Source organism: Agrobacterium tumefaciens str. B6 (assembly GCF_001541315.1).
GTDB classification, from domain to species: domain Bacteria; phylum Pseudomonadota; class Alphaproteobacteria; order Rhizobiales; family Rhizobiaceae; genus Agrobacterium; species Agrobacterium radiobacter.
In genome coordinates this window covers 23,425-47,812 of record NZ_LMVK01000008.1, presented here as the reverse complement: position 1 = coordinate 47,812, position 24,388 = coordinate 23,425, and the positions used below count along the sequence as shown (strand labels likewise).

Annotated in this window: 26 protein-coding genes; 19 read left to right on the top strand and 7 right to left on the bottom strand. The window is 56.9% G+C overall.

What is annotated here, in order from left to right:
• Positions 1 to 177: 177 nt before the first annotated feature.
• Complete coding sequence (gene repB / locus ASB65_RS07995; RefSeq protein ID WP_060723576.1) at positions 178 to 1,206, bottom strand: plasmid partitioning protein RepB; 1,029 nt, start codon at positions 1,204 to 1,206, stop codon at positions 178 to 180.
• Positions 1,203 to 2,426, bottom strand: coding sequence for a plasmid partitioning protein RepA (gene repA, locus ASB65_RS07990; RefSeq protein WP_060723646.1), 1,224 nt, complete (start codon positions 2,424 to 2,426; stop codon positions 1,203 to 1,205). Before repA ends, repB begins: the two co-directional genes overlap by 4 nt.
• 374 nt (positions 2,427 to 2,800) lie before the next feature.
• On the opposite strand from repA, the gene ASB65_RS07985 reads away from it, so the two are divergent.
• The 12 genes from ASB65_RS07985 (at position 2,801) to ASB65_RS07930 (ending at position 13,536) form a co-directional block, all read left to right on the top strand.
• On the top strand, positions 2,801 to 3,157 hold the full coding sequence (locus tag ASB65_RS07985) for an acyl-homoserine-lactone synthase (RefSeq protein ID WP_060723575.1): 357 nt from the start codon (positions 2,801 to 2,803) through the stop codon (positions 3,155 to 3,157).
• Positions 3,158 to 3,262: 105 nt separating this feature from the next.
• Complete coding sequence (gene trbB / locus ASB65_RS07980; protein WP_060723574.1) at positions 3,263 to 4,240, top strand: P-type conjugative transfer ATPase TrbB; 978 nt, start codon at positions 3,263 to 3,265, stop codon at positions 4,238 to 4,240.
• The gene (locus ASB65_RS07975; protein ID WP_060723573.1) at positions 4,230 to 4,598 is read left to right on the top strand and encodes a TrbC/VirB2 family protein; all 369 of its coding nucleotides are present in this window, start codon (positions 4,230 to 4,232) and stop codon (positions 4,596 to 4,598) included. The genes trbB and ASB65_RS07975 overlap by 11 nt, the downstream gene beginning before the upstream one ends.
• Positions 4,591 to 4,890 (top strand): conjugal transfer protein TrbD, encoded by a 300-nt coding sequence (locus ASB65_RS07970; protein ID WP_060723572.1) that lies wholly within the window; start codon positions 4,591 to 4,593, stop codon positions 4,888 to 4,890. The genes ASB65_RS07975 and ASB65_RS07970 overlap by 8 nt, the downstream gene beginning before the upstream one ends.
• A gap of 10 nt (positions 4,891 to 4,900) precedes the next feature.
• Positions 4,901 to 7,357, top strand: coding sequence for a conjugal transfer protein TrbE (locus ASB65_RS07965; protein ID WP_060723571.1), 2,457 nt, complete (start codon positions 4,901 to 4,903; stop codon positions 7,355 to 7,357).
• Positions 7,329 to 8,132: a P-type conjugative transfer protein TrbJ gene (gene trbJ, locus ASB65_RS07960; RefSeq protein ID WP_060723570.1), complete on the top strand. Its 804-nt coding sequence runs from the start codon at positions 7,329 to 7,331 to the stop codon at positions 8,130 to 8,132. Before ASB65_RS07965 ends, trbJ begins: the two co-directional genes overlap by 29 nt.
• A 4-nt stretch (positions 8,133 to 8,136) precedes the next feature.
• Positions 8,137 to 9,309 (top strand): P-type conjugative transfer protein TrbL, encoded by a 1,173-nt coding sequence (trbL, locus tag ASB65_RS07955; protein ID WP_060723569.1) that lies wholly within the window; start codon positions 8,137 to 8,139, stop codon positions 9,307 to 9,309.
• A gap of 18 nt (positions 9,310 to 9,327) precedes the next feature.
• On the top strand, positions 9,328 to 9,990 hold the full coding sequence (locus ASB65_RS07950; protein WP_060723568.1) for a conjugal transfer protein TrbF: 663 nt from the start codon (positions 9,328 to 9,330) through the stop codon (positions 9,988 to 9,990).
• A 17-nt stretch (positions 9,991 to 10,007) separates the two neighbouring features.
• Positions 10,008 to 10,820 (top strand): P-type conjugative transfer protein TrbG, encoded by an 813-nt coding sequence (gene trbG, locus ASB65_RS07945; RefSeq protein ID WP_060723567.1) that lies wholly within the window; start codon positions 10,008 to 10,010, stop codon positions 10,818 to 10,820.
• Positions 10,821 to 10,823: 3 nt separating this feature from the next.
• Positions 10,824 to 11,258 (top strand): conjugal transfer protein TrbH, encoded by a 435-nt coding sequence (gene trbH / locus ASB65_RS07940; RefSeq protein WP_060723566.1) that lies wholly within the window; start codon positions 10,824 to 10,826, stop codon positions 11,256 to 11,258.
• 12 nt (positions 11,259 to 11,270) lie between these two features.
• Positions 11,271 to 12,563: an IncP-type conjugal transfer protein TrbI gene (gene trbI / locus ASB65_RS07935; RefSeq protein WP_060723565.1), complete on the top strand. Its 1,293-nt coding sequence runs from the start codon at positions 11,271 to 11,273 to the stop codon at positions 12,561 to 12,563.
• 268 nt (positions 12,564 to 12,831) lie between these two features.
• Positions 12,832 to 13,536, top strand: coding sequence for an autoinducer binding domain-containing protein (locus ASB65_RS07930; RefSeq protein WP_060723564.1), 705 nt, complete (start codon positions 12,832 to 12,834; stop codon positions 13,534 to 13,536).
• A gap of 10 nt (positions 13,537 to 13,546) precedes the next feature.
• On the opposite strand, the gene ASB65_RS07925 is transcribed toward ASB65_RS07930, so the two are convergent.
• Positions 13,547 to 13,831: a transcriptional repressor TraM gene (locus ASB65_RS07925; RefSeq protein ID WP_060723563.1), complete on the bottom strand. Its 285-nt coding sequence runs from the start codon at positions 13,829 to 13,831 to the stop codon at positions 13,547 to 13,549.
• 212 nt (positions 13,832 to 14,043) lie between these two features.
• On the opposite strand from ASB65_RS07925, the gene ASB65_RS07920 reads away from it, so the two are divergent.
• From ASB65_RS07920 to ASB65_RS07895, 7 genes are all read left to right on the top strand, one after another.
• Positions 14,044 to 14,262, top strand: a complete 219-nt coding sequence (locus ASB65_RS07920; RefSeq protein ID WP_060723562.1) for a helix-turn-helix domain-containing protein — start codon at positions 14,044 to 14,046, stop codon at positions 14,260 to 14,262.
• A 351-nt stretch (positions 14,263 to 14,613) separates the two neighbouring features.
• A complete protein-coding gene (locus ASB65_RS07915; protein ID WP_060723561.1) occupies positions 14,614 to 15,348 on the top strand; it encodes a helix-turn-helix transcriptional regulator in 735 nt (244 codons plus the stop codon).
• A 263-nt stretch (positions 15,349 to 15,611) separates the two neighbouring features.
• Positions 15,612 to 16,685, top strand: coding sequence for a hypothetical protein (locus ASB65_RS07910; RefSeq protein WP_060723645.1), 1,074 nt, complete (start codon positions 15,612 to 15,614; stop codon positions 16,683 to 16,685).
• A gap of 4 nt (positions 16,686 to 16,689) precedes the next feature.
• Complete coding sequence (locus ASB65_RS28115) at positions 16,690 to 16,839, top strand: hypothetical protein (protein ID WP_153463958.1); 150 nt, start codon at positions 16,690 to 16,692, stop codon at positions 16,837 to 16,839.
• Positions 16,840 to 16,875: 36 nt separating this feature from the next.
• Complete coding sequence (locus tag ASB65_RS07905; protein WP_236734535.1) at positions 16,876 to 18,093, top strand: hypothetical protein; 1,218 nt, start codon at positions 16,876 to 16,878, stop codon at positions 18,091 to 18,093.
• A gap of 25 nt (positions 18,094 to 18,118) precedes the next feature.
• Positions 18,119 to 18,712 (top strand): GNAT family N-acetyltransferase, encoded by a 594-nt coding sequence (locus ASB65_RS07900; protein ID WP_065694993.1) that lies wholly within the window; start codon positions 18,119 to 18,121, stop codon positions 18,710 to 18,712.
• A gap of 41 nt (positions 18,713 to 18,753) precedes the next feature.
• Positions 18,754 to 19,695 (top strand): LysR family transcriptional regulator, encoded by a 942-nt coding sequence (locus tag ASB65_RS07895; RefSeq protein ID WP_060723560.1) that lies wholly within the window; start codon positions 18,754 to 18,756, stop codon positions 19,693 to 19,695.
• Here the strand turns inward: ASB65_RS07895 and ASB65_RS07890 are convergent.
• From ASB65_RS07890 to ASB65_RS07875, 4 genes are all read right to left on the bottom strand, one after another.
• Positions 19,692 to 20,636: an NmrA/HSCARG family protein gene (locus ASB65_RS07890; RefSeq protein WP_060723559.1), complete on the bottom strand. Its 945-nt coding sequence runs from the start codon at positions 20,634 to 20,636 to the stop codon at positions 19,692 to 19,694. The two genes, ASB65_RS07895 and ASB65_RS07890, sit on opposite strands and share 4 nt — an antisense overlap.
• A 302-nt stretch (positions 20,637 to 20,938) precedes the next feature.
• Positions 20,939 to 22,603, bottom strand: coding sequence for a Zn-dependent hydrolase (locus ASB65_RS07885; protein ID WP_060723558.1), 1,665 nt, complete (start codon positions 22,601 to 22,603; stop codon positions 20,939 to 20,941).
• Entirely contained in the window at positions 22,603 to 23,538 is a 936-nt protein-coding gene (locus ASB65_RS07880) for a dihydroorotate dehydrogenase (protein WP_060723557.1), read from the bottom strand. Before ASB65_RS07880 ends, ASB65_RS07885 begins: the two co-directional genes overlap by 1 nt.
• Positions 23,538 to 24,380: a dihydroorotate dehydrogenase electron transfer subunit gene (locus ASB65_RS07875; RefSeq protein ID WP_065694994.1), complete on the bottom strand. Its 843-nt coding sequence runs from the start codon at positions 24,378 to 24,380 to the stop codon at positions 23,538 to 23,540. Before ASB65_RS07875 ends, ASB65_RS07880 begins: the two co-directional genes overlap by 1 nt.
• Between the last annotated feature and the right edge of the window lie 8 nt (positions 24,381 to 24,388).

Sequence of the window (24,388 nt, the reverse complement as noted above, 5' to 3'; positions counted from 1 at the left end):
AGATCCACGCTCACCAAAACGATGCCAAAGACTCTTGACTAGGATTCATGGAAATGCGATTCTCAAGTTCTCACACAACGAGAAGGGCTTCCATGACGGCAACGTTTCGGGGGCCTTTTTCTTTTGCGCACTTTCCTTCCGTAAAAATTATTTCGAAGCCTGCTAGTCAGCTTCGATTTAAGTCCTGGATCCCTCGCGTGCGAACCGCTCCACCAGCGTGGGCAGTTCGGCCTCGATAAAATCGAGGAATTCTGCTCCGGCCGGCGTCTCCGCCGAAATGCGAATGTCCTTGGGCGTCCGCATGAAACTGCCAAGCGGCTCGCCCGCGGCACCGGCAATTTTCTTGCCGTCCTTCCGGGGCTCTGCTGCAGGTTTCAGGGCATTGAAGGCAGCCAGAAACTTCTGGTCTGACCCCAGCCGCTTCTCTGCGGCGGCTGACAGCACTCTACGCAGTTCTTCATGCAGATCAGCCCGTTCAGGAAACACCTTCGCGAATTCTACCCATCTCGGACGGCCGACCTTGGCAGCCCGACCGATCGCCTCGATGATATCGAGGGGAACGGAGCGATAAACCGCCCGCATTCGCGCAAGCTCCGGATCATCGATCGACAATGCCGCCTTGATATCGCGAGGCTTCACGTCGGCGTCATCCATACGACGGGCGAACAGGGCACGCTCGACCCAGCTCAGATCCTGACGATCGGCATTTTCGATACCCTGCGCGATGACAAGCTCGATATCGGAAATCTCGACTTCGATCGCCCTGACCGGAATTCCGAGATCTTTGGCTGCCTGTAGTCGGCGATGGCCGTAGATCACCTGATAGCGATCCGGTGAGGATGGTGACTTGCGGACCTGAATGGGAACTTTCTGACCTTCGGACCGAATGGAGTTCCTGAAAGTCTCGAAGTCCGATGCATCGTCGTCCGGAAGACGATCAGGAAAGGGAGAGGGATCGACCATTAACGGATCGAGTTCCCGGATCGCACCACCACCCGATTCAACGAGCGCCTTCAGCCGGTCGCGTTCCGATTTGATGTCATCGATTGCCCGATGTGCCGCACCGATGACGCCAGCGCCAACACGTGCGGGTGATGATGATTGTTGCGGGGCGGCAGAACTGTCCGTCGACAGCCGGTTTTCGAGCTCCGCCGACAGCAGTCCGAAATTTGCAACGATGGATTTACGCGACGACTTGCTGGTCATGTGCGTCCCCAACTGATGTTGATAAGTTTCAATATCGCCTCGTTGACGGCGTCCACCGCCTCGCGTGCGCGTTTGTGCGTATCACGGCCGATCTGGCCCATCTCAAGTTCGTAAATGGACCGTTTGGCAAGTCCCGCTGCCTCAACCGCCGTGCTTTCAATCAGCGTGGGTAAAAGCACATCAGTTCCGAACAGATGGCGCATCATAGCCACCACCTGCGACTGCGGCGCATCGTTCGGATCGTGGCGGGTGACAAGATACCGGATGAAATCCTGATCGAGCTGTGCTCCATTCTCGTTCAGCACGCTGATCAAATCGCCCATCATCAACAGGAACTGGCTCATGGAAGCCACGTCAAGCATCGCCGGATGTACCGTGATAATCATGCTGGTCGCAGCATAAATTGCACTGAGCGTCAGAAACCCCAGTGACGGAGGTGTATCGAGGATAACGACATCGTAATCCTGATCGACCTCCGCAAGTGCGAGCTTCAGTCGCTCAAAGAAGATTGCCCCGGAGCCTGATTTTTGGGCCAGCACACGCGGTGTCTCGTGCTCGTACTCCATGACTTCGAGATTGCCGGGAATCAGGTCGATACCATCGAAGTACGTCTTGCGAATGATATCGCGGATCGGGCGACGCTCGGCGTCGTCATAACGAAGAGCCGCGTAGATAGTCTCGTTGGCGCCGACATCGAATTCGGGCTGCGCACCGAAGAGAGCAGAAAGCGATGCCTGCGGGTCAAGGTCAAGTGCAAGAACGCGATACCCCTGTAATGCGAGATAATGTGCAAGATGAACGCAGGTCGTGGTCTTCGCGCTGCCGCCCTTGAAGTTGGCGATCGCGACGACCTGAAGATGTTCACCCTCGCGTCTGCGCGGCAAAAATCTCAGCGCCTCTGAAGGCTTCTGGCTGGCAAAGAATTCGCGCAACTCGTTTATCTGGGCAAGCGTATAGACGCGATGATTATTCTCCAGCCGACCTGGAATCGGACCGCGTCCTTCGCTCGACATGAGCTTCAGGGTGGAATCGGGTATGGATGTCAGCTTGGAGACTTCGTTCGTAAGGAAGGGCCTCAAGCTCTTCTCCGACTTCGGAGGATACATGCGGGTGCGAAGCTGCTGCAATTGCTGTGACAGAAGGCCTGCGTGACGCATGATCTTTCCACCCGCGTCCTCCTTCTGACCGATCGTTGCTTCTACGGTTTTCGCTATCGCCATATCGCCCCCTTGGCGGGCAGCCTTCGGTTTGCCGACCATTGCCCGCCAAAGATACAACACGATTCTCGCCTTACGTCCAGCCGTTTAGGGTTAACAAAGTCTTAACAGACCAATCTCCACGGAACGGCGCGATTGAACGGAACTTGATATTTAGTTTTATTTTTCAAATACCTAATGATATTTCCCCAGCGCCGTGACCCCACTTTGTTCTAGGGTCAATCGCACAGGGCAAAGCTTTTAGGAAGCACGCTCAGCGCGACATAGAGAGTTTGAAAACGCGCGACTCATCAAAATGCGAATTTGTAGGATTCATCAACTGCCGCCCGGTTCTGAGATGTGCTGATTTCCCGCTAACATCAAGAACGGGGAATTTCATGTATATTACGGCGGTTGCGACACCTCGGAATAAGGCCGAAAGAAAGCTGCTATCGAAGCAGCACAAGCTCAGAGCGGAAGTCTTTTCAGGGCGCCTGGGATGGGAAGTCGACGTCCGTGGCGGGCATGAAAGAGATCATTTCGACGACCTCCGGCCGACATACATTCTTGCCGTCACAGACAACGACCGTGTGATCGGTTGCGCGCGCCTGCTTCCGGCAGCCGGCCCTACAATGATTGCCAACGTCTTCTCATCGCTTCTTCCAGAGGGAGAGCTCCGCTCCCACGACGCAATGATCGAGAGTTCGCGTTTCTGCGTCGATACCTCCGTGGAGGCGGGAGCACGACCGCAGTAGCGGGCACCCTTTCAGCAGACCCTGCCATCTTCGCGAGGCTTCGGCCCAAAAACTATCAGTCGATGATTGCCTGCACCCATTGCCAACCTGCCTAAGGAGCAGACTGTGACCCAGCTCCCTTCCCACTCAAGGCTCGTCAGAAAACTCCAGGAGGCGCTCGGCGATCGGCTTTGCTCCGCACTTGATGACAGCGCAGTCGCCGAAATTATGCTCAATCCAGACGGCAGGCTCTTCATTGAAAATGTCGGTCAAGGCATCACGGCGGTCGGGGAAATGTCAGCGGCTGCGGCTGAAATGGTGATCGGCACTATCGCTCACGCGCTTCGGTCGGAAGTCGATACAGACCAACCAATCATTTCCGGAGAGTTACCGATTGGCGGCCATCGATTTGAGGGCCTGCTTCCTCCTGTCGTATCAAGACCGGCCTTTTCGATCCGCCGCCGGGCATCACGCCTCATACCACTCGAAGAATACGTGCGTACTGGCGTCATGAACGCGGCTCAGGTCGGCAAGATCCGGAGCGCGATCAGCTCACGCCTGAACATCGTCATATCCGGCGGAACGGGCTCGGGAAAGACGACGCTTGCCAACGCGGTCATCGGTGAAATCGTCAACAGCGCCCCGGATGATCGACTGGTTATCCTTGAAGATACCGCCGAAATCCAGTGTCTCGGCAACAACGTTGTTTTCCTCCACACAAGTGACACGGTCGATATGGGCCGCTTGTTAAAAAGCACGATGCGGCTGCGGCCGGATCGTATCATCGTCGGGGAGGTCCGTGACGGAGCCGCTTTAACTCTGCTTAAGGCATGGAACACGGGCCATCCTGGCGGTGTAGCGACAGTTCACGCCAATACCGCAACCTCTGCCCTGAGACGTTTTGAGCAATTAACCGCAGAAGTCAGTCAACAGCCGATGCATGACGTGATTGGTGACGCTGTCGATCTCATCGTGTCGATCGAGCGAACGTCACGTGGTCGCCGGGTTCGAGACGTGATCAATGTCGAGCGTTTTGCCAACGGCGACTACGAAATCCAGTCTGATCAACCCACCGAAGAACAGGAGGCACGCAATGTGGCGTAAAAACACCCTCATCACCGCCCCGATCCTCCTTACCCTGGTCACACCAGCATTTGCCAGTTCCGGTGGCAGCCTGCCATGGGAAGGACCGCTCGAGCAGATACAGGAATCGATCACCGGCCCCGTTGCCGGCTACATTGCCCTTGCTGCGGTCGCAATCGCCGGCGGCATGCTGATCTTCGGCGGCGAACTCAACGATTTTGCGCGTCGCCTTGTGTATGTCGTGCTGGTCGCCGGCATTCTGCTTGGCGCCACGACGATCGTCGGTCTCTTCGGTGCAACGGGTGCATCGATCGGAGAGCCGCAAGAACTGATTTCCACTCTTAAGTACCTGAAGCCGGGGGAGAGAGGAAATGGTTGACAATATGTCAGGGCTGCACCGCAACCGGATCCACCGGGCGCTATCACGCCCGAACCTTCTCATGGGGGCTGACCGGGAACTGGTTCTCATCACCGGGCTCGCGGCAACTATACTGATATTCGTCGTTCTGACGATCTATTCGGCCCTCTTTGGTGCTGCCATCTGGATTGTTGTGATCGGCGTCCTGCGCATGATGGCAAAGGCCGATCCGCTTATGCGCCAGGTCTATGTGCGCCACCTTTCCTACAGGCCCTATTACAGGCCGACCACGTCACCGTGGCGAAAGTATTGAGGCGGCGGCGATGGCAGCACTCAAACGTTTCCGAAACACCGGTCCATCCTTCGCGGACCTCGTTCCCTATGCTGGCCTGGTGGACAACGGCGTCCTTCTGCTCAAGGACGGAAGCCTGATGGCGGGGTGGTATTTTGCCGGCCCGGACTCCGAAAGCGCGACCGATGTCGAGCGCAACGAACTCTCGCGACAGATCAACGCGATCCTGTCGCGGCTTGGCAGCGGCTGGATGATCCAGGTCGAGGCAATCAGGATTCCGGTGATCGAATATCCGTCCGAGGATCGTTGCTCTTTCCCTGATCCGGTCACACGAGCGATAGATGCCGAGAGACGCGCGCACTTCGAACGCGAACAAGGGCATTTTGAGAGCAAGCATGCACTTGTCATGACGTACCGGCCTCCCGAAGCCAGGAAGACGGCGCTCAGCAGGTATATTTATTCCGACGAGGAAAGCCGGAAGAAGTCTTATGCGGAAACCGTGCTTTTGCTGTTCAAGAATTCAGTCCGGGAGATCGAGCAATATCTCGCAAACACCATCTCGATCTTGCGGATGGAAACACGTGAAGTCGCCGAACGGGGCGGGGAACGCACGGCTCGTTATGACGAGCTTCTGCAATTTGTTCGTTTCTGCATCACTGGCGAAAACCATCCGATCCGGCTTCCCGCCGTGCCGATGTATCTGGACTGGATCGCCACGGCTGAACTCGAACACGGGCTGACACCGAAAATCGAAAGCCGGTTCCTCGGTGTCGTGGCGATCGATGGTCTGCCTGCCGAGAGCTGGCCGGGTATTTTGAACAACCTCGACCTGATGCCATTGACCTACCGATGGTCTTCCCGCTTCATCTTCATGGATGCCGAGGAGGCACGACAGAAGCTGGAGCGAACCCGCAAGAAGTGGCAGCAGAAGGTGCGGCCGTTCTTTGACCAGTTGTTCCAGACGCAGAGCCGATCCATCGACCAGGACGCCATGACCATGGTCGCGGAAACTGAAGATGCAATCGCACAGGCGTCGTCGCAAATGGTTGCCTATGGCTACTACACACCGGCCATTATCCTCTTTGATGAGGATCGCGAGGCATTACGGGAAAAGGCCGAGACAATCCGCAGGCTCATTCAGGCGGAGGGTTTTGGCGCCAGGATCGAGACATTGAACGCCACGGACGCGTTTCTCGGAACTCTTCCAGGCAATTGGTACGCCAATATCCGCGAACCGTTGATCAACACGAACAATCTGGCCGATCTCATCCCGCTCAACTCGGTCTGGTCGGGCAATCCGGTCGCCCCTTGCCCGTTCTATCCCGCAAATTCTCCGCCCCTGATGCAGGTCGCCAGCGGCTCCAGTCCCTTCCGTTTGAACCTTCATGTCGAAGACGTTGGGCATACGCTGATTTTCGGACCGACCGGTTCAGGTAAATCCACGCTTCTGGCGCTGATCGCGGCACAGTTCAGGCGCTACGAGTTCGCCCAGATCTTTGCATTCGACAAAGGCAACTCTCTTCTGCCCCTGACACTGGCCGCTGGCGGCGACCACTACGAGATCGGTGGCGATCAAGGGGAGGAGGGGAGGGCGTTATCGTTTTGTCCGCTGTTTGATCTTTCAACCGAAGGAGATCGCGCATGGGCAAGCGAGTGGATCGAAATGCTTGTCGCGCTGCAGGGTGTGACGATCACGCCCGACCACCGCAACGCAATCTCACGGCAAGTTGGCTTGATGGCGACAGCACCTGGCCGATCACTCTCGGACTTCGTCAGCGGCGTCCAGATGCGTGAGATCAAGGAGGCGCTCCACCACTACACCGTCGATGGGCCTATGGGTCATCTGCTCGACGCTGAAGCGGACGGCCTGACCCTCGGAACATTCCAGTGCTTCGAGATCGAGCATCTGATGAATCTTGGAGAACGAAATCTCGTGCCGGTCCTGACCTATCTGTTTCGCCGGATCGAGAAGCGGCTGGATGGTTCACCCAGCCTTATCCTTCTGGATGAGGCCTGGCTGATGCTGGGTCATCCGGTTTTCCGAGCCAAGATTCGTGAATGGCTCAAGGTCCTGCGCAAGGCCAATTGCGCCGTCGTGCTGGCGACCCAGTCAATATCCGACGCGGAGCGTTCCGGCATCATCGACGTGCTTAAGGAATCCTGCCCGACAAAAATCTGCTTGCCGAATGGCGCTGCTCGCGAGCCGGGCGCTCGGGAGTTCTACGAGCGGATCGGCTTCAACGAACGCCAGATCGAGATCGTGTCGAGCGCCATCCCGAAACGCGACTATTACGTCGCGACGCCCGATGGCCGACGGTTATTCGACATGTCGCTCGGACCCGTCGCGCTCAGCTTCGTGGGCGTCTCCGGAAAAGAGGACCTGAAGCGCATTCGCACACTGAAGGCAGCGCATAGTGAAAGCTGGCCGATCAAATGGCTTGAAATGAGAGGAGTCCACGATGCCGTATCGCTATCCGGCTTCATGTAGACTGTTCGCCAGCCTGGTGACCGGCGCCCTGGTTTTCGGAGCAACACCCACTGCCCGGGCTGGCTCGGCGACGGGAGCCGCCACGGAATGGACCCAGCTCGCAAACAATGCGCAGCTTATCGACCTCCTGAAGAGTTCCGGTATTCAGGTCGACAATCAGATCACCCAGATAAGTCAGTTGGCGGAGCAGATCCAGAACCAGCTGAGGATCTACGAAAACATGATCCAGAACACGGCCCGGCTTCCCGATCACATATGGGGGCAGGTCAAAAATGACCTCAACCGCCTCCGGGATGTCGTCGATCAGGGCCAAAGCATTTCTTTCTCGATGGGTAATGCTGACGACGTTCTCCAGCAACGGTTCAAAAGCTATGCTGACCTTGAGGCGAACTTGCCAAATGCGAAAAGCTTCTCCTCAAGCTATCAGAGTTGGTCGGATACGAACCGCGACACGATCGCCAGCACGCTGAAAGCCGCGAGCCTGACGGCGGATCAGTTTGACAGCGAAGAAGGCACGATGAACTCACTGCGCGGGATGTCGGAAACGGCAGACGGGCAGATGAAGGCGCTTCAGGTCGGCCACCAGATAGCTGCCCAGCAAATTGCCCAGATACAAAAGCTCCGCGGCCTGGTTTCGCAACAAATGACGATGATGGGCACCTGGCTTCAGTCGGAACAAACCGACAAGGACCTGGCGCAGAAGCGGCGGGAGGAGTTTTTCAGATCAACCGCGCCCCCAACATCCGGTGGCGAAAAAATGAAGATCGAGTGGTGAGCCGATGACACCGGATCTTAATAGAACAAGGCTTCTGGCAATTACCGCGGGAATTTTCGTGATGTCGATTGGACCCACCCTCGCGCAGGACGGCTCCGTCCTCTCTGCATTGCAGGCAGAAATGACCGCGGCCGCAAAAGGGTGGGAAAGCACCGTGATGAATGCAGCGAGATCCCTATTCTGGATTCTCGCGACCATTGAAATCGCAATCGCCGCAGTGTGGCTTGCCCTGCAGGCGGCATCTCTCGACAGCTGGTTCGCCGAACTCGTCCGGCGTATCATCTTCGTGGGTTTCTTTGCCTTCGTCCTGGCTGAGGGGCCGACCTTCGCGAAGGCGGTCGTAGACAGTTTGTTCCAGATCGGCGCTGGCAGCGGAACCGCTTCACCCGCAGACATCTTCAATGCCGGTCTCACCGTCGCAACGAAAATGTCGGAGAAGGTCCAGTTTGGCCTGTTCGAAGACAACGCGCTGGCAATATCAGCAGCTTTCGCGATGGTTGTCACAGTTATCGCATTCTCACTGGTCGCGGCAATTTTTGTCTCCGTCATGGTCGAGATGTACCTAGGCCTGCTTGCTGGAATGATTATGCTGGGACTTGGCGGATCGTCCTTCACCAAGGACTTTGCGGTTCGATACCTGGTCTATGCCTTTTCGGTTGGCATGAAGCTCATGGCCCTGGTGATGATTTCCCGCATAGGCTCGGAAGTACTTATCGGTCTGTCGAACCGCCCCGATGTCGGCGATCAATTCCAGACTGCCCTTGCAGTCGCAGGGATAGCCGTCGTCGTCTTCATCATCGCTATGTATGTTCCAGGCATCATCCAGGGCGTTGTTCAGGGGGCATCGGTCACCGGTGGAATGGAGACTATTCGCCATGGCGGGCAGGCTGCATCGTTTACAGCCGGGGCAGCCATGCTTGCTGCTGGCGCCGCCAGGGCAGGGGGTGCTGCGGCACAGTCAGCACGCTCGGCAGGATCATCGACAGGGGGCGCCGCGCTGCGCGGTATTGGAACGGCAATCGGATCAGGCGCAAGGGCGGCGGGATCTGCCGCGAAGGAAAAGGCGATCGGATCCCCAGGCGCCTATGCAGGGTCTCTTCTTGGTCTCGCCAACGCAAAGCTCGACGGCGGCCAAGGCGGCAAGCCGACACCTTCGGAACGCAAAGACCAATCATAAATCGAGAAGGAAATCCGAATGGCCGTGAATCGTGCCGGTGAAAATCCATATCTTGCCGCGCGACAGGAATGGACGGAGAGATATGGATCCTATGTCCAGGCCGCACGGGCATGGCGGATTGTCGGCATCATCAGCCTGACCATTGCGATGATCAGTTTCAGTTATGCCATGTATCTGAGTACGCAGGTGAAACTCGTTCCCTACATTGTCGAGGTGGACAAGCTGGGAACCTCGGTTACCGCAGGTTTTCCGCAACAGATCGAGTATGCGGACGCGAGGGTGGTCCGGGCAACGCTTGGCAGCTTCGTGGCAAGCTTCCGATCGATCACGCCCGATGCGGTCGTTCAAAAGCAGTATATCGATCGGACCTACGCACTGCTGCGCGCTCCGGATCCATCAACGCAGAAGATCAATGCCTGGTTCAGGGGAAACTCACCCTTCGAGCGGGCGAAGATGTCGACGGTCGCCATCGAGGTCAACAACATCGTGGCGCTCTCCAACCAGACCTATCAGATCGACTGGACAGAATATGAGCGCGATCGCAAGGGCAAGGAAACCGGCACACGCCGGTTCCGCGGCATCGCAACGGTCGCGCTGACGGCTCCACAGGACGAGGCGATCATTCGCTTCAATCCGATCGGTCTCTATATCCAGGATTTCGACTGGACCGCACAGCTTTGAGAGCAGGGGAAAACAAGATGCACAGAACCGGGTTGATCGCGGCCGCCGGCTGCGTGGCTGGAATCGTCCTCACGCACAGCGCGATTGCACAGAGCATGACCTCGAAGGAACTCAAGGGGACCGGCATCTCGCAAAAATGGCGAGGCGCCGCTGGGCTGGTTACGACAGGGCCGGACGGCAAAGTCATCTTTCTGTTCGGTGAGACGCAGCCTTCCGTGGTGTGCTCACCCCTTCAGGTCTGCGATATCGAACTGCAGGGTGGCGAGGTCGTCAGAGATGTGCTTGTAGGCGACACAGTCCGGTGGAAGGTGGAGCCGGCGACATCTGGCGCCGCCGGCGGACAGGCTATCCACCTTATTGTCAAACCATCAGAACCCGGCCTCGTCACCTCGATGATCGTGACGACTTCGCGGCGAACCTACCATATCCAGCTGAAGTCTCACCCAAGCCAGTACATGGCCCGTATCGGTTTCGAGTATCCGGAAGAGACATCGACGAAGCTTGCCGATATCAACGCGAGGCTTGAGGCGGGAGGTGTCGCGGGAACGGCAGCCGACAGGCTGAACTTCTCCTACTCTGTGAGCGGAAGCGCGTCCTGGAAGCCGAAGCGTGTCTATTCCGATGGAATGAAGACCTACATTCAGTTCCCGAAGGCGATATCCGGACAGGATGCGCCAGTTCTCTTCGTCGTGAGCGGAGGCCAGAACCGTATCGTCAACTATCGGATGAAGAATGACATGATGATCGTCGACTATGCGGTCGACAAAGCGACCCTTGTGTCAGGCGTTGGCTGGCGCCAGCAAAAGATTACCATCCGGCGGAAAGCGTGAACCATGCGGATGCTTTTCACCTTCATCCCGATCGCCATGCTTTCCGGTTGCCAAAGCACGGATGGCGCACTGTCTACGACCTCCATGGCCACCAGCGTGGCAGGGCCCGCCGCATCCACGATTGCCGGTGACATGACAAGCCGCCTTGCAGAGCAGATCGGTCCGGCCGGAACAAGGTCGATCAAGATGCAGAAGGATGCGACAGAGTATGCGAGCGCGCTCGAGGCGGCGTTTAAAGGCTGGGGCTATACCGTCATCACGGATGAGAAGGAGGCAAAAAATCAGAAGCCTGTCGAGATTTCCTATTCGCTGCATAGCTTCGACGGCCAACTCCTTGCCTATCTCGCAACACCCTCTATCGCACTCGGCCGCGCCTATAATGTCACCGGCGCAGGCGCAACGGCTTCCAGCCCATTGTCCGTCATGCAGCGAAACTGAAAAGGTGTAGCAATGGTTCAGTCACTGCAACTTGGAACTTCCGCGGGTTCGGATGGCCAACAGGGGATGCGTCGGCTCAATCGCATGCCGATTGTAGTCTCCATCATGATCGTCATCCTGTTCCTGGGCGTCGTCGTCGTCGGCCTCTCCTGGCGCGGACTTTCGTTCAGCCGGGACAATGATCCAGGCAGCGCATCAAGCCCGCCGGCGACGAATTTCGGTGATCAGCTTAAACGTGGCGTAACCGACGGCATTATCGGAGAGCCGGAAAATCAGGAAGTTTTTCAACCGACGCCCGCCGCCCCCCAAAAGGAGGAAAGGCGAAATCCCGTCATCGAACGCAGAGAAGTGCGCGAGGAAGCACGCTCCCGGCTCGAGCCGGAGGAAGAATGGAGGGCACGCCTGAAAAGAGAACAGGAAGAGCAATATATCCGCGAAGCACAACGGCAGCGGATGGCACGCGTGCAGGCACGGGCGACGGCCCTGGATTCCCCTCTGAAAGTGGATGTCGCCACAACATCGCCAAACACCAGAACTTCCGACAGGGAAGGCCCGGCCAGCACAACGGCAACCAGCGGGTCCGACCTCTACGCCGCGGCGATGGGGTCGGGGCTGCTTGGGCAGAATGGCGACCCGAATGGCCAAACGAAGAAAGAGGGGTTTTTCAATCAGGACATCAAGGATCCGGGATATTTGCCAAACCGGGTCATACCGCAAATGTCGCCCTACGAATTGAAGCGCGGCTCCGTCATTCCTGCCACACTCATAACCGGCCTAAATTCCGATCTTCCCGGGCGAATATCGGCGCAGGTTAGTCGAAATGTCTATGACAGCGCCACTGGATATCGCCTCCTGATCCCCCAGGGCGCCAAACTGTTTGGTCGCTACGATTCAAAGCTATCGTTCGGTCAGGATCGACTTTTGGTTATATGGACAGATCTTGTCTTTCCTGACGGATCGACCTTGCAGATCGGCGGCATGGCTGGAACTGATGCGGAAGGATACGGCGGCTTCAACGACAAGGTCGACCGTCACCTGTTGCGGACATTCGGCTCGGCCGCCCTTGTCGCGCTCATCGGCGCGGGCATCGACTTGTCTCTCCCTCAGAGCTCGACGCTTGCCACGCAGGACACTGCGTCCGATGCAGCGCGGCGAAACTTCGCCGAGAGCTTTGGGCGCGTTGCCGAGCAGAGCATCTCCAGAAACCTCGACGTCCAACCGACGATCCGGATTCGGCCAGGCTACACGTTCAATGTGCTGGTTGATCAAGATATCGTGTTTCCGTCGGCATATCGGCAAAGATAAACGGGCCATGAACAATAGCCGCTTTCTCGAGGTTGAGCAGACGTGTAACATTCAATCAGGCCTGAAGTACTATTTCGAGCACCAAGTCGGCGCATACGCAGATCCATCTCGGCAAAGAGCGGTGATAGTCGACCAATACACTGCGCACGATCGTGTTCGTACGTCCCCGCCCCAAGTGGTCTGAACACTGCGCGCATAGCAGGCCAATTCAACTCTCATCCCGCGCCACAGTTTCGCCGCCTGTGGGGTAAGAAGACAGGAGTAGCTCGTGAACGAAAGTCTCCGCCCACTTATTGACATGCTGGAAGCCGCGCCTGACGAACACATGGTCAAAAACGCGGTCAAAATGTTTGCGAAATCCCTCGGCTTCGACCGCTTCGCTTATCTGCAGACGGAAGGTCTGGAGGTCAGAACGTTCAACTCCTATCCGGAGGTCTGGCAAGACACTTATCTCGCCGGCGGCTACGCCCGTATAGACCCCGTCGTCACTGAGGCGAAACGACGCCGGGAACCCTTTATATGGAGTGCCGAAGACTGGCCAGCGAGTGGCTCATCCCCGCTGCGACGGTTTCGTGATGAGGCGATCGATCATAAAATCCGTTGCGGCGTAACCATTCCTGTCGAGGGAAGTTTCGGCTCGATGATGATGCTGACCCTGGCATCGTCAAGAAGAAGAGCGGATTCGACGGAGTTGTTCGACTCCCAAAGCGCAATTCGGGCTGTTCTGGCTGTTCACTACAGTCTGAAGATCGTAGCGGGCAAAACTATTGTCGCGCCACGGCGAATGCTGTCACCGCGGGAGCACATGTGCGTGGTGTGGGCCATGAAGGGAAGAAACACGCCCGAAACGGCTATGTTGACGGGGATAAATGCCCGGACAGTTCAGCACTATCTGGACACAGCACGCGAAAAGCTCAACGCCAGAACGGTGACTCAACTAATCGGAAATGCCAAAGATCGCGGGCTGATCTGAAACCTGCCGATCAATCTTCCTCAGCCACTGTCGGGACGAAACCCAACGTGTCGATTATATCCGAGAGTTTCTCCTGTTGTGCCTCGGATTTTCGCTGCCGGGACAGATATTCGTCTTGCAAGGACTGCGTAACGCAGGCTGGCACTGACGGATCCTCGCTCGCGCGTGTCCATTCTTCGTACATAATCTGATCAGCTGCGAGCAACGCCCGATGCTCCCTGATTGCCGATATCGCCAGTTGTTCCAGTTGGGACCGGTCCATCGACTGGTAGCTCAGCGCGCTTTTTTCACACATTTCACCGTCCCTCCCGTTCTCCCGCAGCGTATATAACAGAGACATGTGACAAATCAGACTGGTAAATTCATCTATTCGGCGCGTATTCACCCCGTCGAAGCGCCGCCTGAACACAGATTCCAAAACCGGTAATGCAACAGATATCATGCAGGACGTCGAATCGGAACTATCGTTCCTAGAACCATAGTTCCGATTAAGGTTCCGCTAATGTCATGGACCTCAAGGAGACCATGGCGATCAATCTGCGTAGGATTCGCCATGATCGGCAAATGACGCAGGAAGAACTCGCGGACCTTTCCGGGATAAGCGCCCGTTATGTCGGTGCGATAGAACGGGCTGACAAATCCGCAAGTGTTACGGTTCTGGGCAAGATTTCGGATGCGCTCGGTATCGAGCCGGGTGACTTGTTGCGCGCGACACGCAAGGGATGATCGCTTTCACTCGTAACTCCGTCCAGGACAGGTACCCTTCGCTTCCCGACCTCCGTTCAGAGCATTGACGAAACGACTCCGGCTTCTGCCAGGATTTGACCTGACAGGTCTTTCGCAGACAGAATGATGTCTGCAATCCTTTCGAAGTCCGGCAAGTTCGGAGTGACTCCGTTCGATCAAAAGCCCGATCGATAACATTGCCCCTGGCGGCAGCAAGGCTCTCCGGTACGCACGTTGTCGAATTCCGCAAATTGCACGACCGGCACGTTTCGGCATTTACTGCCTTTTTCATCGAAGCGGAGGGCGCGCCGCGATCCAACGGCAACTCGCGCCACCCGGAAATCATCGGCAATGGCTGAAACTCAGATGTCCAAGCTCTCGTTATCCATTGCCACGCTGCTTGGGGCCGATAGCAGGCGCGATATTGAAAGCGCAATCAGAACAATCCGGGACCTGTACGGATTTGCTCATATGACATTCCTGTCCGTTGGAATTTCAGCCGGGGAACGAGCTCAATGGGCATTCTGCACGACATATCCGGGTGAGTGGACGTCGCGTTATCTCGAGAGAAACTACTTCAGGATCGACCCCGTTGTCGCGATTTACAGAACCGGATTTCAGCCGGTCGACTGGGCGTCGCTCGCAGAATTTTCCGACGGAGCACATGAGCTGTTCCACGAGGCTCTCGAGGTGGGGATCGGCCGTAACGGTGTCACAATGCCGATACGAGGTCCCTCAGGAGAGCGTAGCCTTTTCTCAGTGACATCAAACCTCTCTGTGGAGAACTGGATAGAACTTCGGAGGTCGACCAAACACGATCTGATGCTTCTGTCACACTACATGCACGAGAGATTTATGGCGGTCACCGGGACGCGTAGCCATTACTTCCGGGCTCTCTCCCGACGGGAACGGGAATGTCTCCAGCTCCTTGCGGGAGGTGTCGTACCAAAGAGAATCGCCCACCGTCTGCACCTGTCCGAGAGCGCGGGTCGGCTCTACCTTGCTTCGGCGAAACGAAAGCTGGACGCAACCCCAATTTATCAGGCGATTGCTCGAGCAAGCATCCTTGAGCTGATCGAGGTTTGAACATAGCTGTCCGTTTTTTTCACACTGCCTGTGACTTCGCCAATGAGGCAGACGCGTGATGCGGTCTTCAACGACGCGTCGGGACGACCAATCGTGTGCTCCGGCAGTTCGTCAATCTGGTGAAACTGGCAGATTGTTCGTTCGTCATTCTCCACGGCATTTTCGCTGAACAACGACTGTGGGTCTTGACCGCGGCGACACCAGTTGCCGCGTCCGGCCAAGCGGTAGCGCATGTCATTTGGCAACAGGGAGGACAGGCAGCGATGGATGACAGGGTAAGCGACGGGGGGCGACGGGCCCCTCGACTGAACGAATTTCCCGACTTCTTCGAAAGGACGGCGAGCGGTCTGGAGGGTGCGCCTGTTTATGGTGCGCCCGCCGCTGAATACGATCTCCTGCAATTTGATCTCGATTGCCTCATCTATGCAGACACCCACCGGCGGCTTTGGGGAAAGTTCGAGCAGCATTACTTTGCGAGCATTCCTTTCCGGCTGGAGGAGGAGTGCCGTCTCGCGGCTGCGGCGTTCCGGTTTTGCCTGAGGGCCTGGGCACGAGAAAACCGGGCGGCCACCTTGTACACCCTGGGCGCTGGCGCGGGCAGTCTTTCGCGTTCCCTGGCGAAACTCGGCGACGGACGCATCAAGACTCTCAGTTGCAGTCCAACGGTCGCAAACCGCGTATGCTTCTACGAGAAGCGCGGCAGCGAGCACGCGAACTTCTTCGACGGCGCATTCTTCGAGCTTAACGAGGAGCGTTACTCAACCGATCAGGATCTTGAGCCCTTTCGCCACGGGTTCGACGTGCTCCTGGAAGATACCACGTTCCAGATGTATGGGACCGACCGTGACAGGCAGACGGGATTTGTCGCTCGCTCGGTAAGGTCGACCGGCGTGCTGGTACAGGTCCAGAAACTTCTTCATCCAGATCCGTTGGTCTACGCAGAGCGTGAGCGCCAGAAGGACGAGATGTTCAAATCGCGTTTTTTTTCACCTGCCCAGATCGCGGGGAAAAGACGTGAGGTCCTCAATACCATGGTCGATTTCCAGGTAGATATGGCAACGACCAGGGCAGCCCTTCAGCAGTGTTTTCGCTATAGCGTGGTGACCTGGAACAGCGGCAATTTCTATACGATCATTTCATCGAATTGCCGGCACTCAATGATCGATTTCGTCTCATCTCTGGTGAAACCAGCCATACCTAACGACTTCTGTCATGAGACTTTGCCACAGATCATAGTTGACGATGACAGAGAACCACTTTCCGACAATTGGCAGTGGCGCCCCTCTCAAGCGACACCACCTATCGAGACGAGGCCGCCACGGTCCTGCGGGGGATGAACTTATGGCTGATAACCATGAAGAACCCGGAAAATCTCGTGTTTCTCCCGGGCAGATCAGACAAGCCCTGACGCATTTGTTTCCGGAACTCGGAACGTTCTGGCCGCGTCCACTCTCCGACTACGCCCATGCGGTCTACGATCGTGTTGATTGAGGAAACTGCTCCGTCCGCAACGACGCGATGGGCCGGTTGCAGACGCTCGTCAGCAACGTGGCCCTGCGATCGGGAGCAAGCGAGGACCAGGCGCTTGATGCTGCCAGACAGATATCCGAGTTGCCGGTCATGCAAAGTGGACCACACTGTTTTCTGATGGTTGACCCGGAGGCTTTTTACACACACCTGTTCAGCGCGCTTGGGTTAAGTTCCCATAGACGCCGGTGGCACATGTACTTCGGCTGTTCGACCGTGAAGTTTATCGAAAGGCCTGGCAAGGGGCCCGGCTGGTTTGACGACGGCGGTCATCTCGTCAACGTCTTCGGTCTGTCGAGAAGGCGCATGGGCTCGACCAGTCTTTGTGGTCGCAACGGGCCTTACGAATTCAAGCTCGACGCCGACATTCCGTCTGCTGTAAGTCCCACCGCTCAATGGCTCAAAACCCACTTGCCTGAAACGGTGTTTCCGACGGCAAGCGATGCGATCGTCGCTGCCAACCAGACACTCTGGAAGCAGTTCTTCCCGCTTTCGCTACAACTGCTCCAGTTCAATGACACCGACATTGGAGAACTCGTTGCCGATCATTTCGAAGATCCGGATTCGTGGCTCTCCAGACGCTTCACGGGCGATAATCTGGTCGCGGAGAAAATCCTTTGCGCAATAGATGATCTGAACGGTGGTCTCTGGGCCGCTTGGGTAAGGCGAACGACTGACTTTTTCTGGGGTCTTGCGGACGGACGGATCGTTCCCCTTCGGCTGGACAAGGGTGTGCTTACAGGTTCAATCACTTCCGGCATCAGTATCCCGTTCACTCCTCAGAATCTTGCTCTTTCGCTGCGCCAACACCGGCTGATCCCGAACTTGCTCATGATGGCGCTCGTGACATCAATCCTTCCGGGTGTGCGGCTGCTCGGAGGCAGCCGGCAGACCGTGTATCATCCGCTCATGCGTTATCTCGTCGCGACCGCTCTTGACGTCGAGCATGATCGCGCCCTTCTGGCCGCTATACGCAATGACAGGCGTGCCGGCATGTGGGGTCATCGCGTTTTGCGTCCTGCAAATGCCTTTCCATTGCTGGAAACAGAGAAGACAGGACATGGCCTCGCCGTTGCGGCGGCATACGGTGAACAATCGCTCGAAACATCGGCAGGCGATCTTTCTTTCTTCACAACCGATCCGATCTGGCCGGCGATGTGCGGACATATCACAAGCGGAAAAATCACCGCCGCGTCGACGGAATGGCAATGGGCCTAGCAGAGGCACAAACCGAGGCACCACCATGACACAAGCGAAATGGCAAATCCGAGAGGTTTCAGTGGCGGAAATGGACGCGTTTCGCCAGATTCGTCTTGAGGCGCTGCGATGCGAGCCGCAGGCTTTTGCAAGTATTTACGGAGACTGGCTGAAACTCCCGGACGCGGAATGGGAGGCCCGGATGAACATTCCTATTTTCGTCGCCTTTGTGCAGGACCAGCCAGTCGCGCTGATGGCCCTGAAACGACTTGAGCCGCCGAAAATGATGCATCGGGCGACGCTCATGATGGCCTACGTGAACAAGAGCTTTCGCGGTTCCGGTCTTGCCGGCGAATTACTGGATGCGGTCATACACCATGCGCAGAGCAAAAGAATTGCACAAATCGAGCTCGGGGTGCGTGCCGACCGTAAGCAAGCGATTCGGTTTTACAAAAATGCCGGTTTCGCCGAAATCGGGAAAATCCCTCAAGGCCACGAGGACGCCGGCGGCGCATTTGACGAGATCCTCATGGCCAGACGACTGCTGTTGATCAGCACAGTTGGAAGCTCATCCGTCTTCGTGGTTTGCAAGGCGCAGACTGGCGGCGCTTGTCAAACGCGGCCTATAGCCAAAAAGTGATTGGCGGAATACAAAGGCCAAGAACTGGATTTTGCCGAAAAATGGATGACAGAGGCCTTTCCCTGGAGCGAATGCGGACCTTTGTCCGTGTGGCCGAGCGCGGCAGCCTGTCGGCCACGGCCAGGGATCTTGATATCGGGCAGTCGACGGTAACCCGGCATATCAACGAGCTCGAAGAGGCTGTTGGCGTTCCTCTTCTTGGACGAACCACGCGTCGGGTCACTCTGACCGAGGAGGGCAGCCGCTATTATACGAACTGCGTCCAGATTTTACGGCTGGTAGAGCAGGCGACGGACGAAGCGAGAGACGCTCGTCGGGTCCCCGCCGGCGCTGTTCGCCTCTCCTGCACCGCAGCACTAGGCGTCATGCATGTCACGCAGATGGTCTTCGAGTTCCAGGACAAGCATCCTGACATCCGCATAGAACTCAATCTCACGGATGAACGAATTGATCTTGCCCGCAAGGGTGTCGACATCGCGCTTCGGCTGGGGCCGATCATTGATGGGGCAATGAAGCTTTTCCCGATCGGCGCAAGTCACCGAAGACTTGTGGGCTCACCTGATTACTTCACTCGCCACGGACGCCCTGCACGTCCCGCCGAATTCTCACAGCACAACTACGTGATGATGTCCAACGTCGCGGGAAGCAACCAGCTTTTTCTGACTGCTTCGGATGGAGTACGCATGATGGTGGCGGCGAGTGGCACCCTGGTTGTCGACCATGGGCTCGCCGCCCGAGCTGCTCTCGCTGCCGGCCGAGGCCTTGGTCCGGCGCACCTCTGGCTCGTCCAGGATCTATTGGATGCCGGCAAGCTCGAAACCGTGCTCGACGCCTACGATCTCGACCCTGTCCCTGTCAGTCTTCTCGTTGTTCCCGAAAGGGCCGGCATTGCCCGCGTGCGACTGCTGACGGACTTTCTCGTTGAAGAGATCCGGAAGCTTCCGGGAATTAGGCCATACCGGCCACGGTACAACCAAACCTAGATACCGAAAGATTGCCGGTCTCCCCGCCATCCCGTCGTCCGCAGGAATTGTTCCCAGTTCAATGTCTCCGGATTCAACTTGCGGCTCCAATCGAGATCGCGTTCCTTTGCATAATATCCGTATTCGACAGCGTATTCGACCATACCCAGGAGCTCGTCCACCAGGAGTTCGTTGTCGGCAAAATCCGGAAAATTTTGCAACAGGCCATCGCGTGTGAAGGCATTGCGATACTCGGCCCTGATCCCCGTCACCCGCTGGAAGGTGTCCACGATCTCCCGCGGGGAGATCAGGTCACCGACGATCGGGAGTGTCTTGCCGTCATAGAGCACGGGGTTGGAGAAAATCTCCAGCACAACAGGACCCGTCGCCGTCAACGGGTCGACGAAAGGTGCGCGGAAATCTTCCGGAAGGTAGATGGGCAGGAGAAGCGTATCGCCCTCATAACGAGGAACGTAATATTCCAGGAGGTTCGTATAGAAGAAGGCGAGCATGACGAAGGAACGGGAAATAGGTAGCCCGCGAATGTAATCGGCAACCTCGGCCTTGTCCGTGAAATGCGGCGCATATTTCGCACCGCCTGAAATCCTGTCGACGTTCTCGAGCGTGCTGAACACGATATGCTGCACGCCTGCCGCCACCGCAGCGTCTGCGAGCTGCCGGCCGAGCGGTGCTTCGCTTGTGTCGGGTGGTGTGATGGGAGGCGTCATCAGGAAAGCGCCGGCCGCGCCTTCGAAAGCGACGACAAGCTCTTTCGTCCGGCCGGCAGGAACCCCGATGACCTCCGCCCCCATATCCCTGAGCGCAACGGCTGCAGGAGATCCATCATTCCGGGTCAATGCACGAACCCGGAAGCGCTTGCTTCGAAGCAGGGTCGCCGCAACGCTCCGGCCCTGCTTGCTCGTCGCTCCGACAATTACGATTATCGGTTTGTCATCATTCATCACGGCTATCTCCAACCCTGTCTCTCGGCCTGCGCGATGTCATCAAGGCGAGAGCAGATTGCTGCTCCCCTCTCATCGTGCTGATGCCAGAAGAGGTAGGTTATGGCGGCCGGCAGCACTATCCTCTGCGGCCGGATTTCATTTTGCCGTTTTATGGATAGGTTTCATTTGATCAAACATCCTGTCATCCTGCTCAAGACATCCAGGGAATTCGAGCGCGCCAGATACCGGACGAAAAGGCGGCGATGAGCTCCTGGAGCAATCCCCGATCACCCAAAAGCGCAACAGGCGAGATGGCATTTTCAAAGCTGTTGGCCTTGCTCTCCCGCAATAAAATGTATTGCCATCATTGATATAGCCTTCAGCTTCTGGTCTGCGTCCGAGCCCCCAAATGCTTGATCAAGCGTGTCTACGGCGTCTTGGAAGCGGTCCAGTTCGCGGTCAAAAACATCCGCCTGCGTGGCCTCGCCATAATGCAGATCGGCGAACTCCTGGGCCGCCACCGCAAGAATGAAATAACCAGCAGCCCGCTCGGGATCCGCCAGCGCGGCCTTCCGGGCCACGGTTGCGGCGCTGTGATAAGCCCGAGAGCCGTTGCCTTTTTCCCGGATGATATCGGTAATCATTTTAAACATGGGATTCTTCGCCTTTTCTCTTTCCCGAGGGGAGAGCTCCCTCGAAGGTAATGCAATCGGGTTGATCAGAAGCTGATAGAGAATGTCCGTCGCGACGTCGAAATCCTCGATTGCCATCGCTTCTTGCGGATTATGTGATCCGTTGCGATTGCGGATAAAGATCATACCGGATGGAATTCCCGCTTCCGAGAACACCGCCGCATCATGGCCGCCACCTGATGCAAGCAGGCAAACGGGTGAACCTGTCGCCCTGGTGGCCTCCCCCAGGTGAGCGATGAGTTTCTCATCGCAGACCGCCGGACTCGTCCATAAAGCTTCACCGGTATCGAAACGAACCGCGCGCTCGCGCTCGATACGAGCGATCTGGGCAAGAACAAACGAATGCATACTGTCAAGCATCTCGCTATCCTGGCTGCGAATATCCAGACTGAACTCTATAAAATCGGGGATCCGGGTCAGTGCATGTTTCTGTTGATCTGTTGAAACCATACCACTGGTTATGACGAGATCACGGCCGGCGGCAACAAATTCATGCCATGCGGCATCAAGAACGTTGAGAAGTTCCGCCATGGCGAGCACCGGATCGTGTCTGTAGGCGAGGGGAACCGCCCCGGAATGACCTGCCTCGCCGTAACAAGCGATTTTTCTGTAACGAAAATTGCCGCGTATACCCGACACGATCCCTGTCGGCAGATTGCGTTCGACCAAAACAGGCCCCTGCTCGATGTGGACCTCGAGATAGGCGCTCACACGTTTCGCGTCGATAATCGGTCTGCCGGCGCAAATCGGCTCCATGTCGATACCCAGGGCTTCCATATGGTTGGACAGCGTGCGTCCGTCACCTCGATGTCTTGCGGCAAGTTCCTCCGGTGAAAGAACGCCAAGAAGGGCTTTGGACCCCACGTAGCAGGGACCAAACCATGCGCTTTCCTCGCCGCGCATGGCAATGACCTTTACCGGCTGGGAGAAACTGTTGCCCTCCCGCTTGGCGCGAACCAGGCACATGATACCTGACAGAACCCCGGCCAGTCCGTCGAAATTCCCTCCGCGAGGAACGCTGTCGACATGTGAACCACACAACACAAAGCGATCGGCCGTCTGATGTTCGGGTAGCGAGAATACGACGTTGCGGCCCTCATCCCACACAGCGGCCAGCCCTTCAGCACGGGCAAAATCCATCAGGAACTGCAGCGTACCGGTTTCGATATCGGAGAACGCGGGTCGACTGACGCCTTCGAGATCGGCTGATTGCATGGCGACCTGCCTGAACAGATGGACAGCCGTGCCGGACAGGTCGTTGATTTCGCCCATGTTCGCAAGGGTTGCAGGCATCAGATATACTCCGCAAGAGCGATCGTTTCTCTGGCAAGTTTTGCAGTGCCGATCAATGCATCCACACTGGCGAGGCCGCGGGCAATGAGCGCAGCTTCGAGCTCGCGAACAAGACGCGGCATGGTATTGGGGCTGATAAAAGTGGCGGTGCCCACCTGAACGGCACGTGCGCCGGCCATCAGGTATTCGATGACGTCGTCAACCGTAGAGATACCCCCGCAACCGATTACAGGGATGGAAACCGCGTTAGCGCATTGATATGTCATGCGCAGCGTGATTGGTTTTATGGCCGGGCCGGACAGGCCGCCCATAACATTGCCAAGCCGGATCTCGCCGGTGCGGCTGTCAATGGCCATCGCGAGCATGGTATTGGCCGCGACGAGTGCATCGGCACCTGCCGCTTCGGCTGCCTGAGCCACTTCCACCACTTCACCTGTATTAGGCGACAGCTTTGCCCAGAGCGGCAGATCGGTTGCGTCACGAATTTTCCGAATCACGTTTTCGGTCGAACCGGGGCGCATGGCGAAGGCCTTGCCATGATCTTCAATATTGGGACAGGAAATGTTGATCTCGATCGCGTCGACACCTGGAATGCTGATCTCCTCGGCGAACCGGGCAAAATCGTCTGCCGTTCCCGAAGATATGCTGACGACAAGAGGCGCCTCATACTGCGAGTAGAAAGGAATTGTGTTCCTGACAAACCAGCCTGCCCCCTTGCTTGGTATCCCGATCGAGTTCAGCATTGCACCACTGATCTCACAAACGCGTGGCACAGGGTTGCCTGAACGTCTTTCACGGGTGATGGTCTTGGTCACATGCGCACCAATGCAGTCCAGGTCGAAAACATCTGCCAATTCTTCGGAAAATGTGCCGGACGCCGGCATGATCGGGTTTTTTAGCGAGAGAGTTCCGATCCGCGTGGAAATATCTGTCATCACAGCACCTCATCGAGGTCAAAGACAGGGCCTTCACGGCAGACCCTGAGATTGACTGCCTCTGCCGAACGCTTGAAGGGTCTTACACAGGCCTGGCACATGCCAATGCCGCACGCCATATGCTGCTCCAGTGCAACCTGCCCCCCGATACCATGTCTGGTAGCGATGTCCTGCAACATGCGCATCAGGCGGGCCGACCCGCAGGTGAAGAGCGAATCGACCTGGTGGCTTTTGACCAGCTTGTCGATTAGCGGTGTCAGGCTCTCCACACCGGAATTGCTTTCCAGATCGGTAACGGTGATGACTTCCGCGCCATAGGCGTGAAACAGGTCTGTGGACATAAGAAGCTCGGGAGAGCGAGCGCTGCAAATAGCGGTCAGTCGCCGCCCCGTGTACGCACATTCCATGGCAAGCGGTGCAAGCGTCGCCAGCCCTACACCCCGCGCCAGAAGAAGAGGCCGTTGCCATTCAGCCTTTAATTCGAAACCCTGGCCAATCGGGCCGACGATATCGAGCGTGTCGCCTGCCTTCAGTTCAGACAGCGCACGGGTACCTGCACCAGCCACCTTGTAGAGGAAGGCTAGCTCTCCTTCTTCCAGGTCATAAGAGTAGATGCTCATCGGTCGACGGAAAAATGGCTGGAATTGATCCGTCTGCGGGCAAAGAATGTGAAAGAACTGGCCCGGCCGGCAATCGAGCACTGAATCGGGGGCCGAGAGGACAATCAGGCGGTACTGACCGTTTACCGGTTCGTGTCGTTTTATGATCGTCTCAACCTCATGAATGGATCGATGAGGTGGAAGGGGAGCAGAAGCTGGAAAGGCACAAAGACTGGCTGACATGTGTGAAT